This is a genomic window from Hymenobacter sedentarius (assembly GCF_001507645.1).
In the GTDB taxonomy this organism is placed as follows: domain Bacteria; phylum Bacteroidota; class Bacteroidia; order Cytophagales; family Hymenobacteraceae; genus Hymenobacter; species Hymenobacter sedentarius.
This window is the reverse complement of the sequence record NZ_CP013909.1, coordinates 4,708,080-4,721,185: the sequence shown is the minus strand read 5'-3', so window position 1 is coordinate 4,721,185 and position 13,106 is coordinate 4,708,080. Positions and strand designations below refer to the sequence as shown.

8 protein-coding genes are annotated in these 13,106 nt (G+C 62.8%); 3 read left to right on the top strand and 5 right to left on the bottom strand.

The window, feature by feature from the left end:
• Window positions 1–18 precede the first annotated feature (18 nt).
• The 4 genes from AUC43_RS19250 to AUC43_RS19235 all read right to left on the bottom strand — a co-directional run bounded on the left by AUC43_RS19250 (window position 19) and on the right by AUC43_RS19235 (window position 7,507).
• Window positions 19–1,575 (bottom strand): RagB/SusD family nutrient uptake outer membrane protein, encoded by a 1,557-nt coding sequence (locus AUC43_RS19250; protein ID WP_068197600.1) that lies wholly within the window; start codon window positions 1,573–1,575, stop codon window positions 19–21.
• A 39-nt stretch (window positions 1,576–1,614) separates the two neighbouring features.
• Entirely contained in the window at window positions 1,615–4,746 is a 3,132-nt protein-coding gene (locus AUC43_RS19245) for a SusC/RagA family TonB-linked outer membrane protein (protein ID WP_068197596.1), read from the bottom strand.
• A 557-nt stretch (window positions 4,747–5,303) separates the two neighbouring features.
• Window positions 5,304–6,365, bottom strand: coding sequence for a glycoside hydrolase family 43 protein (locus AUC43_RS19240; protein WP_082685225.1), 1,062 nt, complete (start codon window positions 6,363–6,365; stop codon window positions 5,304–5,306).
• Window positions 6,366–6,406: 41 nt separating this feature from the next.
• Window positions 6,407–7,507: a glycoside hydrolase 5 family protein gene (locus tag AUC43_RS19235; RefSeq protein ID WP_071885983.1), complete on the bottom strand. Its 1,101-nt coding sequence runs from the start codon at window positions 7,505–7,507 to the stop codon at window positions 6,407–6,409.
• 233 nt (window positions 7,508–7,740) lie between these two features.
• On the opposite strand from AUC43_RS19235, the gene AUC43_RS19230 reads away from it, so the two are divergent.
• The 3 genes from AUC43_RS19230 to AUC43_RS19220 all read left to right on the top strand — a co-directional run bounded on the left by AUC43_RS19230 (window position 7,741) and on the right by AUC43_RS19220 (window position 11,473).
• Window positions 7,741–8,811 (top strand): glycoside hydrolase family 43 protein, encoded by a 1,071-nt coding sequence (locus tag AUC43_RS19230; protein WP_082685224.1) that lies wholly within the window; start codon window positions 7,741–7,743, stop codon window positions 8,809–8,811.
• A 107-nt stretch (window positions 8,812–8,918) separates the two neighbouring features.
• Window positions 8,919–10,181, top strand: coding sequence for a zinc dependent phospholipase C family protein (locus tag AUC43_RS19225; RefSeq protein ID WP_068197593.1), 1,263 nt, complete (start codon window positions 8,919–8,921; stop codon window positions 10,179–10,181).
• A gap of 398 nt (window positions 10,182–10,579) precedes the next feature.
• Window positions 10,580–11,473 (top strand): T9SS type A sorting domain-containing protein, encoded by an 894-nt coding sequence (locus AUC43_RS19220; protein ID WP_068197589.1) that lies wholly within the window; start codon window positions 10,580–10,582, stop codon window positions 11,471–11,473.
• 195 nt (window positions 11,474–11,668) lie between these two features.
• Here AUC43_RS19220 and AUC43_RS19215 read toward each other — a convergent pair whose 3' ends face one another.
• A complete protein-coding gene (locus AUC43_RS19215; protein WP_068197586.1) occupies window positions 11,669–13,051 on the bottom strand; it encodes a TolC family protein in 1,383 nt (460 codons plus the stop codon).
• Window positions 13,052–13,106: the final 55 nt, after the last annotated feature.

The following is a 13,106-nucleotide window of genomic DNA, read 5'->3' as shown; positions in this document are numbered from 1 at the left end:
GGTCGCGGCGGGCCGGGGTTAGTAGCCCGGGTTTTGGGTTAATTTCAACAGGTCCACATCAGTACGGGGCAGGGGCAGCAGACGCGACTTGTTGAGCTGAAAGGTGCTGAAATGCGGGTCGCGGGTGGCGAGCTGGTCGATGCCGGCCTGGGTATCGAGCAAGCCCCACCGCTTGAGGTCAAACCAGCGCTGCTCTTCGCCGGTGAGCTCCGTTACCCGCTCGTGCATAATCTGGGCGCGCATGGTGGCCTGGGTGAAGGTGGCCGCCACCAGCGGAGCCAGCCCAACGCGCTGGCGCACCTGGTTGATGAGGGGTACGGCGCCGGCCGTGTTGTTCTGCTCGTTCAGGGCTTCGGCCTGCAGCAGCAGCACGTCGGCATAGCGCATCACGCGCTGGTTGATGGGCGAGTCGAAGTTCTCGAAGGTCCGGTAGTAATCGGTCTGGTACTTGCGCCAGTAGATGCGGCTGCGGTCGCGGGCGTTGCCGGCGTAGCGGGCCAGGAAGCCGCGGCCGTACACCAGCGTATCGGCGTCGAGGGGCAGGGCAGTGGCAAACTGGCGGCGGTTGTAGAACACGGTAGCGGCCAGGCGCGGGTCGCGCTGTCCGCTCACGGTGCCTTCCTTCAAAAACTCGTTTACTACCCACGGGCGCACCTCGGCGTCGACGAAGCCGCCGGCATTGGGCGCGCCCCAGAACTGCGAGCGCTGGCCACCTTCCGACGACGTGGCGTCGTCGCCATCGTTGCCGCCCAGCTTGGCGTCGTTGAACTGCACTTCAAAGATGGACTCCGAATTGTTTTCCGTGGTGTGGCGGAAGTTGTCGGTGTAGTTCGGCGTGAGGCTGTACGTGGTCCCGATTACCTTGGCAAACTCGGCCTGGGCATCGGCCCAGCGGCGGTTTTGCATGTAGGCCTTACCCAGCAGCGTGGTGGCGGCGCCGCGGGTGGCGCGGCCCAGGTCGATGCCGGTGTAGCTGGCGGGCAGGTCGGGTTGGGCAGCTTTCAGGTCGGCAATTATCTGGTCCCATACCTGAGCCTCGGTGGCCTGGGCCGCGTTGGTTTCCAGGGTGGCGCCGGCCTTGAGCACGAGCGGCACGTTGCCGTAGAGGGCCACCAGGTTGTAGTAGTAGAGGGCGCGCAGGAAGCGGGCTTCGGCCAGCACCCGCTTTTGCAGGGTGGCGTCCATGCCGGCGATACCGGGCACGTTGTCCAGCACCTGGTTGGTGCGGAAGATGGCGCGGTAGTGGTCGCGCCAGATGTCGCGCGACACCTCGAAGTCGTAGTTCACCTGCACAAAGCGGTTCCAGTCGAGCAGCTCGCCCCAGGGGCTCTGGCTGAACGAGTCGTCGGAACGGGTGTCGAAGGCGAAGTTGAGCCAGCGGCGGTAGGTGCCCAGTTGCTGTAGGCCGCTGTAGGCGGCGTTCACGCCTTTCACGGCGTCGTCGCTGGTTTTCCAGAACGAGGCCGTGGTGGGCACGTTCGGGTTCACTTGGTCGAGCGGGTCTTTTTGGCAAGCGGCCGCGGTGAGCAGCACGCTGCCCGCCAACGCCAGCCGAATATACTTACTGAATTTCATGGGTTGAGAATTTGTCGGTGGGAAGGGCAAATGCCGGGCTTAGATGCCGACCTGAACGCCCAAAGTGAAACTGCGCAGGTTGGGGTAGCTGCCTTCGTCGAAGCCGCGGGCCAGGTTGTTGGCCGGGCTGCCGGGCGAGCCACTGCCCACTGTTTCGGGGTCGTAGCCGGAGTACTTGGTGGCCGTGAACACGTTCTGGCCGGTGGCGTAGATGCGGAAGCTGCTGATGCCCTTCAGGCTGGTCAGGTAGGCCTTGGGCAGGGTGAAGCCCACTTGCAGGTTTTTCAGGCGCAGGTACGAGCCGCTTTCCAGCCAGCGGCTGGAGGCAAAGCGGGCGTTGTTGCCGGCGGCATCGCCGCTAATCACCGCGCGGGGCGTGGTGGTGGAGGGGTTGCTGGCGGTCCAGGGCTGCAAGTCGGCGCGGTAGTTCCCGTTCTCGTCGAGGCGGTCGAGGAAGTAGCGGCTGATGTTGAACACGTCGTTGCCGTACACGCCCTGGAAGAAGGCCGTCATATCGAAGGCACCGTAGCCCAGGTTGAGGTTGGCGCCGTACTGCAGCTTGGGAAACACGCGGCCCACGTGGGTGCGGTCGGCGTCGGAGATGATGCCGTCGCCGTTGGTGTCCTTGTAGCGCACGTCGCCGGCCTGCAGGCCCTTCGGAATGTTGGTGTCGCTGCTCTGGTAGATGCCGTCGAACTGGAACAGGTAGAACGAGCCCAGCTCGTAGCCCACTTCGGTGCGGGTGGCGCCGTTGGGCCCGCCCACGAAGAAGTTTTCTTTCTCGCCCGAGCGGCCCAGGTCGGTTACCCGGTTTTTCAGGGTCGACAGGTTGGCGTTGACGCCGTAGCGGAACTTGGCGCGGTTGTCGTTGTAGCCCAGCTGGAATTCAAAGCCCTTGTTTTCCAGCTTGCCCAGGTTGCGGAAGGGCGCGGCGCCGGCATTGCCGAGCACCAAGGCCACGTCAGGGTTAATCAGCGCGTCGCGCGTTTCCGAAATGTAGTAATCGGCCGAAAACGACAGCCGGTCTTCGAGCAAGCCCAGGTCGAAGCCGAAGTTGGAGGTGCGGCGCTCTTCCCACTTGATGTTGGAACTAGCCAGCGCGGTTTGGGCCGCGCCGTTCACGATGGTCTGGCCCTGGCCAAACACGTAGTTCACGTTCGGGTTGATGAAGCCCTGGTAGAGGTAGGAGCCGCCGTAGGCACCGGGCAGCTGGTCGTTGCCGAGGGCGCCGTAGCTGGCGCGCAGCTTGAGGTTGCTCACCGCCGTCACGCCCTGGAAGAAGCTTTCCTTGGACACGCGCCAGCCCACCGAGGCCGCGCCGAAGTTGCCGCGGCGGTGCGCGGGGTCAAACACCGACGAGCCGTCGTTGCGGTACGCCGCCGTGAGCAGGTAGCGCTGGTCATAGTCGTAGGTAACCTGACCGAAGTACGATTCCTTGGTGCGGGTAAACTGCGAGCCCACAGCCTGTGGGTTTTGCGAGCCGGCATCGAGGGCCCAGTAGTAGGTGGGGCCGGTGCCGTAGCCGAAGCTGGCGCCGCGGGTAAACTCCTGTTCGAAACGCTGGCGGCTGTAGCCGGCCACGGCCGTCAGGTTGTGCTGGCCAAAGCTCTTGTCAAACGTCAGGGTGTTTTCCACCATGCCAAACACCTCGTTGCCCTGGTTTTCGGCATAGGAGGAGGGGTTCAGCGGGTCGTTTTGGCGCCACTGGCCGTACCGGCGCTTTTCGCGGTCGTGGAAGCCGTGGTATTCCGTGGCCAGGTTGAGCCGGTAGCGGAGGAAGTCGAGGATGGAAACCTCGCCGTACACGTTGCCCTGTAAGCGGTTGGAAGTGCCCGTGTTGTTGAGCAGCGCCTGCAGCGCAATGGGGTTGGTGCCGAAGGTGATGGCCGTGTTGTTGGAGCCAAAGCCGAAGCCGCCGGGGTTGCTGGCGCTATACACCGGCGTCACGGGCGTCATGCGCACCACGTCGATGAAGGGCAGGCCATTCACGCGGGTCTGGTTGGTGCGCGTGAGCAGCAGGTTCTGGCCCACCTTGAAACGGCCGCGGTTGAAGCCGGTGTTGATGCGGGCGCTGTAGCGCTCAAACTGCGGGCCCTGAATGGTGCCCGTTTGGCGGAAATACCCGCCCGACAGCGCAAAGTTGGAATTGTCGCCGCCGCCGCTCACGCCCAGGTTGTAGTCCTGCACCGAGCCTTGCTTGAACAGCTCTTTCTGCCAGTCGGTGCTGTAGCCGGGCAGGTTTTTGGCGAAGGGGTTGCGGTCGTCGGGATTGCCGGCGCCGCCGGCCCGGTTGGCCCCGGCGTAGGCCGAGTTGTTGATTTCAGCCCAACGATTGGCATCGGCCAGGTCGTAGCGCTTGGCAATGTTTTGCACGCCCGCGTAGGCGCTGGCCGTGACTACCGCCGGCCCCGAGCGGCCGTGCTTGGTGGTGACGATGATGACGCCGTTGGCGCCCGAAGCGCCGTAAGGCGCCAGCGAAGCCGCGTCTTTCAGCACCTGCACCGACTCCACGTCCTGGGGGTTGAAGTCGCGCTGGCCGCCGCCCTGCACCCACAGCCCGTCAATCACATACAGCGGGCCGCTGCCGCTGCCCAGCGTGCCCACGCCGCGGATGTTAATCACGGGGGCCTGGCCGGGGATACCGGAGTTGGCCACTGTCACGCCCGCAACGCGGCCCTGAATGGCCTCGGCCACGCTGGCTACTGGGGCCCGGCGCACGTCCTGGGAATTTACGGTCGAGACCGCACCGGTCACGTCCTGGCGGTTTTGCACCAGGTAGCCCACCACAATGGCTTCCGACAGCTGCTGCACGTCGGTGGCCAAGGACACGGTAAGCGTGGTCTGGCCGTTCACTGGCACCTCCTTGGAGATGTAGCCCACCGATGAAATCAGCAGGGTGGCGTCGGCCGGCGCGTCGAGGGTAAAGCCGCCGTCGGCGCCGGTGGAGGTGCCGTTGGTCGTGCCTTTCACCAGCACGGTTACGCCGGGCAGGCCTTGGCCTTTCTCATCGAGCACCCGGCCGGTAATGGCCTGGACTGGGGCCGCCGAATAGCTGTACGGCGCCAATCGAAGCCCCGAGGCTTCGGCCCCGGCAGCAAGGGCGCACAGTGGCAGGCAGAACAGCAGCGCCGGCACGGTTTGTCGGCGCAAACTCTTGTAAGATTTTTTCATTAGGAAAAAAGTTGGTGGGATTTTTTGAAACTGAGGTACTGCAAACGATTGCAGCAGGGGGGCAAGAACGGAGCCCGACAGCAAAGGGCAGGAACCATGGACAACCAGACTCTTAGCTCATATAGCCAGATTGCAGCAATACTTTTCTACCAAAAGGTAGGAAGAAACCAATTCAAAAAAGCGTTTCCCGCAGGAAGCAGTAGTCAGCGAGGGAAAGCTTGCCCGGAATGAAGGGTTGATGCCGAACCGCATGAACTGTCTATTCTATTGCGATAGCCGAATAGCTATTAGCGTGAGATTGTTTTTAATCAATCACGCCACTTAACTCTTGCCCGGGCCAATGGTTGCGATTATTGGGCTCCGCTTCCGGCAAGATTGTTTATGCCTCTCAGTTACACCGATAAACATTTTTGCGCGTCATGCCTTTCGGCGGCCCGTGTCGGGAATGGAGGCGTGCGGGGAATCTTCCGGATTTGCTGTGCACAGCGTTGCACCCGCAATAGGGGTGGTACGGCTTACTTTCCGGAGTTTAGCTCAAGCAATGGCTGGCCGCTGGGCTACTCGCCCGAGGGCCGGGCCAGGGGCTGGCCCGGCGCTACCGGCTTGCCAAAAACCGGGAGGCCGTCGGCACTCCAGGTGAAGGCCTGGGCGCGGGGCGAGCGGAACCGCCCGCAGCCCTGGCCGGCCTCGTCGTTGGCGTGGTACAATATCCAGTCCTGCGTGCCATCGGGCGACTTAAAAAAGGAGTTGTGGCCGGGCGCGAAGACCTTGGCGGCCGGGTCCTGCTGAAATACCGGCACCGGCGACTTGGTCCAGGAGCCGGGCTGCAGCAGGTCGCTGCCCACGGGCGCCGTAAGCATGCCCAAGGCGTAGAAATCGGTCCAGCAGCCGCTGGCCGAATAAATCAGCACCAGCTTGTCGCCGTGCCGCAACACCTCCGGCCCCTCGTTCACGTCGACGTGCGGCGGGTTGTCGGCGGCGTTCAGGTCGCCGTTGCGCTCCCAGCCAAATACCGGGGTGGACACCTTCAGGCGCGGGCCGTCCACGGTCCAGGGGTTTTTCAGGCGGGCCAAGTAGATGTTTTGGCGGCCGTTCACGTCGTCTTCCCACCCGGACCACACCAGGTACAGCTGGCCGTTGTTTTCGAACACGGAGCCGTCAATAGCCCATTTGTTGGTGGCGTCGGTGAGCTGGCCTTTGTCGGTCCAGGTGCCTTGCAGCGGGTCGGGCGAGGCGTTTTCCAGCACCCACAGGCGGTGGGTTTGGTTGGTGCCGGCGTCGGCGGCGTAGTACAGGTACCACTTGCCGCGGAGGTAGTGCAGCTCGGGCGCCCAGATGTCGCGCGAGTTGGGGCCGGTGGCCGGCGGTGTCCACACCACTTTGCTGGGCGCGGTCTTGAGCTGGCTCAACGACTTGGTTTTCCAGAGCGTGATGTTGCGGCCCGTGGTGTGGGTGTAGTAATAATAGCCCTCGTGGTAAATGCTCCACGGGTCGGCCCCGGCGGGCAGCAGGGGGTTGGTGAAGGTGGGCACCGTCGCGGCGGGCGCCTGCGCGAAACCCGGGCTGGCCAGGAACAGGGACGACAGAACAAAGAGCAGCCGCCGGAGCAGATGATTCATAAGATAGAAATTGAGCTGATGGAACCTCGCCCCGTACCCCGCTACTTCCCGTTCATTTTCTTGATAAAGTCCGTTTCATCTTGGCGGTAGGGGGTGCCATCTTTTCGGAACACCTCGTGAAACCATTCCACGGGCTCGCTGCCGTCGGCAATGGGCACGTCCCACTGGTACTTGGTGTTGGTTTTGCCATCGACCAAGCCCCAGTTGATGGCGCCCACGTTCTGCTTTTTGAGCAGGGGCATGATGGTGGCGAAGCGGCTGTTGCGGGGCCGGGCCATGTATTCGGTGCACACCAGCGGCCGGCCGTGGGTTTCCAGCAGCTCAATAATGCGCTCGTGGGCCGGCGTCTCGTCGTAGCAGTGGTAGGTAATGACGTCCGAATGCAGGGCTTGGTACTGGTTCAGGGCTTCAAAGCCCCAGTTCCAGAGGCCCATGCTCAGGGGCTGGTCGGGGCCCACGGCGCGGGCCCAGGCAAAGACGTTGCGCACCAGCGGCAGCGAGGTGTTGAGCTTGTCGGAGTTGCCGGGCTCGTTGAACAGGTCCCAGAGCAGGATGCGCTGGTCGTGGGCAAAGCTGCGGAGCACGTCCTGCACGTAGGGCTTCAGGGCGATGAACTTGCTCGAATCGCGCGAAATCACGTCGCCGGGGTCCTGCATCCAGCCCGAGTTGTGGACGCCGGTTTTGGGGGCGGGCTGGGGGCCGGGCTGCGGCAGCTTGTTCCAGCAGTCGTCGAAGAACACCAGGATGGTTTGGATGTGGTGCTTGTTGGCAATCTCCAGGTACTGGTTTACGCGCTGCTTGAAGCCCTTGGGGTCCTGCTGCCAGGCCAGGCTGTGTAGAAATACGCGCATGGTGTTGAAGCCAATGCCCTCGGCCCAGCCCAATTCCCGGTCGATGGTGGTGGGGTCGAAGGTAGCGGCCTGCCACATTTCCAGCTGGTTGATTGCCGTGCTGGGCGTGAAGTTGGCGCCGCTCATCCAGGGGTGCGTCTTGTACCAGGCGTTGGCCTTTTCGATGGACCACCGCTGGTCTTGCACGGTGGCCACGCTCGCGGGCCCTTTGATTTTTACCTTCGTTTTCTGAGCGTAGGAGCCGCTGTAGGCCAAGAGCATCAGCAGAAACAGGAGTGCCTTTTTTTTCATTTGGGTGGGTTTGGCAGTATGAATTGCGGGGCCGCTTTTGTTGCAGCGCCAATGCGGTGGGAAAGATAGCCGAGCCTTGCCGCTAACATCGCATGGTGGGCACAATTGAACATTTAATTTTACTTTTCCTGCTCACGAGCGGGCAAGCGCACTCCACGCCGGCCGGCTGCCCGGGCAGCCCCACCCGCTTACCTTGCCTGCTCCTTGCTTCTCCCACCCCGCCACACCCCGCCATGCCCTCCCGCCGTGATTTTCTGCTGCAAGCCACTACCGGCCTGGCCGCTTTGGCCGTAGCCGGCCAGGCCGCCGCCCGTGCGGCAGGCACCTACACCAACCCCGTGTACGCCGGCCAGTTCCCCGACCCGTTTGTGCTGCGGCACCAGGGGCACTACTACGCCTTTGGCACCACCGGGCAGGGCCGCACCGCCGATGGCCGCATTTTCACCCTGCTCACTTCCGATAACCTGGTGAACTGGAAAAACGCAGGCGGCGCCCTCACGCCGCCGGCCGGCGCCGAAGGGGCCGACTTTTGGGCGCCCGAAGTGGTGTACCACCAGGGCACGTTCTACATGTACTACTCCATGGGCGGCGGGGCCATTGCGGCCACCGTGGGCCACCGCCTGCACGTGGCCACCAGCAAAAAGCCCGAGGGCCCTTACACGCAAGTGGCCTTGCTGGACGTGCCCGCCAGCAAGTTTACCATCGATGCCCACCCGTACCAGGACACCGACGGGCAGTGGTATTTGTTCTACGCCCGCGACTTCATCGATTCGGACAACGGCTACCGCCCCGGCACCGGCCTCGTGGTAGACCGCCTCCTCAATATGACCCGCCTAGCCGGCGAAAGCCGCACCGTGATGCGCGCCCGCCACGACTGGACGGTGTTTGAGAAAAACCGCACCATGCCGCTCTACGGCAACAAAACCTTCGCCGAGTGGCACACCCTGGAAGGGCCCTTTGTGCGCCGGCACGGCGGCAAGTACTACTGCTTTTATAGCGGCGCCAACTTCCTCACGCCCCGCTACGGCGTAGACTATTGTGTAGCCAACTCCATTATGGGGCCGTATTCGGACCAGGGCGCGGCCAACGGCCCGCGCGTGCTGCACGCCGTGGCCGGCCACGTGCGCGGCCCCGGCCACCACTCCCACGTGATGAGCCCCAACGGCAAGACCGAATACCTGGTGTATCACGCCTGGAACAAGGCCATGACCGAGCGCCAGCTCTGCATCGATAAGCTGGCCTGGACGGCCGATGGGCCGCGTTGCGTGGGCCCCACCTACACGCCCCAGCCCGTGCCGGCATAGTCGTTGGGGGGGCCGGCTGGGGCAGGTCCGGGAGGAAGGGCTTTGGAAGTGGAAACAGTGTGACGTCCTTTGCCGTTGCAAGGACTTACGTTGTGCTTATTTCGCCCATGCCTCGTCTCATTATTCTGCTACTGGCGCTGGCGCTGGCCGGTGCCACCCGCCCGGCGGCCGCCTACTCGGTGCTCACGCACCAGGCCAATATTGATTCGACGTGGGAGCGCTGCCTGGTGCCGGCCATTAAGGCCCGGTACCCGGGCACTACCGACGAACAATTGACCGATGCCAAGGCGTATGCCTACGGCGGGGCCATTATTCAGGACATGGGATATTACCCCTTTGGCTCGCCTCTGTTCACCAACCTCACCCATTACGTGCGCTCCGGCGACTTCGTGCGCAACCTCATCCACCAATCGCGCGACCGCAACGACTACGCCTTTGCCCTGGGCGCCCTGGCCCACTACGAAGCCGACCTCAACGGCCACCCCGAAGGCACCAACCGTGCCATGGCGTCCGTATACCCGGAGCTGAAAGCCAAATTCGGCGACGTCATTACCTATCATGAAGCCCCCAAGCAGCACACCCAACTCGAATTTGCGTTCGACGTGGTGCAGCTGGCCAGCGGCAAGTACCACAGCCAGGACTACCACCAGAAGATAGGCTTCAAGGTGGGGAAATCGGTGCTGGAACGGGCCTTCCTGCAGACCTACGGCCTGGAGCTGGGCCAGGTGATAGTGAACGTGGACCTGAGCATTGCCAGCTTCCGCTTTGCCGTGAGCCAGCTCATCCCCACGGCGGCCCGCTCGGCCTGGCACTACAAGCGCAAGGACATCCTGAAAATCAGCCCCGGCGCGCGGCGGCGCGACTACCTGCAGCGCAACAGCCCCAGGAAGTTCCGCAAAGAATACGGCCCCGAGTACCAGAAGCCCGGTTTCGGCGCCCGCATCATTTCCTACTTCATCCGGATACTGCCCAAAATCGGCCCGCTCAAGCCCTTTGCTTTCAAGCTGCCTACGCCCGAGGCGCAGCAATATTTCCGGGCCAGCTTCCAGAAGGTAATGGTGAACTACTGCCGCGATTTGGCGCGCCAGCCCGCCGATACGGCGGCCGCTCCGCTGGCCCTGCTCAATGTCGACTTTGATACCGGCCACGTCACGCGCGCCGGCGAGTACCCGCTGGCCGATGAAACCTACGGCGAACTGCTGCGCAAACTGGCCAACAAGAAGTTTGAAAACCTCAACCCGCTGACGCGCCAGAATATCCTGGCTTTCTACGGCGACCACCCCAAAGCGCCCGCCTCGGAAGAAGAAAAGGAACGCAACAAGCAGCGCGAAACCCAGGAAGCCCTCGCGCAGCTCAAGGCCATTAAGTAGCGCCTGTGGGTGGGTTTAGCTGCTTAATTTACTTAGCGGGGATGCTAGCACGGAGTAGAGATGCACTACTTTGCGTCTCGTCGTTCGCGCCAGTGGGTGTCGTATGGGCATTGCTTCAACGCAAGTCGTTCGACGACGAGATGCAAAATGCTGCTTCACTAGCCCAAGATGAATCAAACAGCTGCTAAGGGCGACCCCTGGAAAAGTTCGGCTCAATTGGCCATAACCAGCCAACAGCCCAGGAGAGTAGGAGCAGGCCTGGTTGAGGTTGCCAGGTAATAGATACAGGGAGGTCGGCCGGCCCCCGAAGAAATTTGGGATGTGCATTTAAACTCCGTGGCGGCCCGTGTATCTATGGTAGTAAATCCTTTTACTGCATTTACTACCAATTCATTGCCATGAAGCCAAACACGCCCAAATCTCTGGTGCTGGCGCTGCTGCTGGTCCTATCTGCTGCCATAGCCGGTATGGCTCAGGGCGGCTACTACCGCGGCGGCCCGGCCGGGCCTGCTCGCCCCGAAAACAACGCCTATTTCCAAGCCAACGTGCTGCCCGTGCTGCGGCAGCAGCGCCAGAAGCTGGAGCCGCAGCTAGACGCCGCCGACCGCGCCCAACTAGCCACCTACCGCACCCAGCTGGCCGCACTAAAGCAGCAGGGCCAGGCCCTGCGCCAGAGCATTGCCCCGGCTGGCCCTCCGGCCGGCGAGCGCCCCGTACTCACCGAGGCCCAGCGGCAGCAGGTGCAGCAGCTCCACTCGCAAACGAGAACCATCATGCTCAGCGCAGCCCAGATGGCGCAGAAATACGAGGCCCCCATCCGGCAGCTGGCCCAGGAAGTGCAGCCCCAGAAAGAAAAATGGGCGGCTGACATCAAGGGCATCATAAGCAAAAACGCCACGCCCGAGCAGCAGCAAAGAATAGCCCAACGTAGTGGCAGGGAGTGGGGCCGCGGCGGCATGCATCGGTTCTTCAAGCCCGCCATGTTCCTGCTGATGGACCCCAACGCCCCCGCCGCCAGCCCCACCGATGGCAGCTCGGGGAGCACCAGCTTCTACCCCAACCCCGCCGCTGCCACCAGCCAGCTCAACTTCGATGTAAAGAAGGCCGGCCCGGTCACCGTCGACTTACTCGACGGCAATGGCAACAAGCTGCGCACGCTAGTATCGGAGGCCAACGTTGAAAAGGGCGCCCACACCCAGTCCTTGGATTTGCGCGACCTGCCCACTGGCACGTATTTCTACAAAATTACCACCCGTTCGGGCAGCGAGACCAAGCGGTTTGTGAAGGAGTAAAACACGCCTTGTCATTGCGAGCGCAGCGCGGCAATCCGTCTTGTTCTCAGCGACTAGCCCAATAATGTGATAAGCCCCGTCTCTACTGCAGAGCCGGGGCTTTTCGCTTAAAATGAGCTTGTCACAACTTGGGGTTGGCCGCAGTGAGAGGACGGATTGCCACGGCCTACGGCCTCGCAATGACAGGGCCGAGGTTTACTGCCCCTGCACCAAATCGCCGCTCAGGCGCCGGAGCTGGGTTTCGGCCTGCTTGGCGGCGTAGCGGATGTCGAGCAGGCGGGTTTCGGCGTCCAACTCGTTGCGCTGGGCTTCGCGCAGGGCCAGGGGCGTGAGCAGGCCCAGGCGGTAGCGCTCCAGGGCAATGTCCACGTTCTGGCGCGCCAGCTGGATATTGGCTTCTTCGAGCTCGAGCAGCTGCAGGTAGTTCTGGTACTGCGCAAAGGCGGTAGCGGCGTCGGCGTCGAGCTGCAGGCTGGTTTGGCTCAGGCTGAGCTGGCTTTGCTCTTCTACCACCCGGGCGTTCTGTTCCTGGCGGCGCAGGTTGAAGCCGTTGAAAATGGGCACCGACGCAGTGACGCCGTAGTTCAGGCCCTGCACCTGGTTGGTGCTGCTGGTGAGGACGGTGCCGGCAAAGGCTGCGTTGTTGATGTTGCGGGTGAGGCCGTAGCCCGAAACCAGCCCAATTCGAGGAAAGCGCGACGCCCGCACCAGCTTGCGGTTGTAGGTGGCCACGTCGGTGCCGAGGCGGGCCTGGGCCAGGCGCGGGTTGCGGGTTTTGATGCCTTCTACCACGGCGTCTTCGCGCAGGTCGCGCGACACGGTCAGGCTGTCAGAGGGCGAGAAGTCGAGGCGGGGGCTGCGGCCCATCAGGTTGTTGAGGGTGATTTTGGCGGCCGCCAGCGCCTGCTGCTGCTGCAAAAACTGGCTGCGGTCGGCGTTGTAGTCCACCTGGGCCGTCAGCACTTCCACCTTGGCGCTCACGCCCACGTCTACCTGGGCCTTGGTAAGATCGATGCGCGCTTGGCCAATTTTGAGCGCGGCTTCCAGGGAGGTGATTTTGCCGGCCTGCCGCACCACGTCGTAGTAGGCGTTGGTCACGTCTTCCACCGTTTCCTCCACCGTGGCGCGCGTGATTTGCTGCTGCTGCTCGCGCAGGGTTTTCAGCCGGTCATAGGCGATGAACATGCCCAGGCCATCGAAAATGGTCCAGCCCAATGTCACGTTTGTGTTGAAGGCATTGGACGTGGCCCCGTTCACGATGCGCGGGTCGTTTTCGCCAAACTTCTGGTTGATGTTGTTATTGTTGAACGTTCGGGTCAGGTTGCCGGTGATGCTGGGCAGCTGGCCGGCGTTGCCGCGCGTCACGTTGTTGCCGGCAATATTGGCATCCTGCCGCGCCAGCAAAATGCCAAAGTTGTGCTGCAGGGCTTCGGCAATAGCCTCCTGCAGCGAAAGGGGAGTGGCCGCCGCCACGCTGGTGGGCTTGGCAAGCTGCCGGGGCCGCGCGGTGGACACTTTTACCTGGGCCTGGCCCGCCAGCGGAAGTAAGGAAAGAAGGAGGAGCGTAAAGCGTTTCATGTAAGAGTTCAGAACATCAAACTCCCCTCCTCAGCTGAGGAGGGGATGTTCAGCC

Coding starts and splice junctions, on each gene's coding strand:
- AUC43_RS19250 (WP_068197600.1), bottom strand. CDS start 1,575: ATGAAATTCAGTAAGTATATTCGGCTGGCGTTGGCGGGCAGCGTGCTG.
- AUC43_RS19245 (WP_068197596.1), bottom strand. CDS start 4,746: ATGAAAAAATCTTACAAGAGTTTGCGCCGACAAACCGTGCCGGCGCTG.
- AUC43_RS19240 (WP_082685225.1), bottom strand. CDS start 6,365: ATGAATCATCTGCTCCGGCGGCTGCTCTTTGTTCTGTCGTCCCTGTTC.
- AUC43_RS19235 (WP_071885983.1), bottom strand. CDS start 7,507: ATGAAAAAAAAGGCACTCCTGTTTCTGCTGATGCTCTTGGCCTACAGC.
- AUC43_RS19230 (WP_082685224.1), top strand. CDS start 7,741: ATGCCCTCCCGCCGTGATTTTCTGCTGCAAGCCACTACCGGCCTGGCC.
- AUC43_RS19225 (WP_068197593.1), top strand. CDS start 8,919: ATGCCTCGTCTCATTATTCTGCTACTGGCGCTGGCGCTGGCCGGTGCC.
- AUC43_RS19220 (WP_068197589.1), top strand. CDS start 10,580: ATGAAGCCAAACACGCCCAAATCTCTGGTGCTGGCGCTGCTGCTGGTC.
- AUC43_RS19215 (WP_068197586.1), bottom strand. CDS start 13,051: ATGAAACGCTTTACGCTCCTCCTTCTTTCCTTACTTCCGCTGGCGGGC.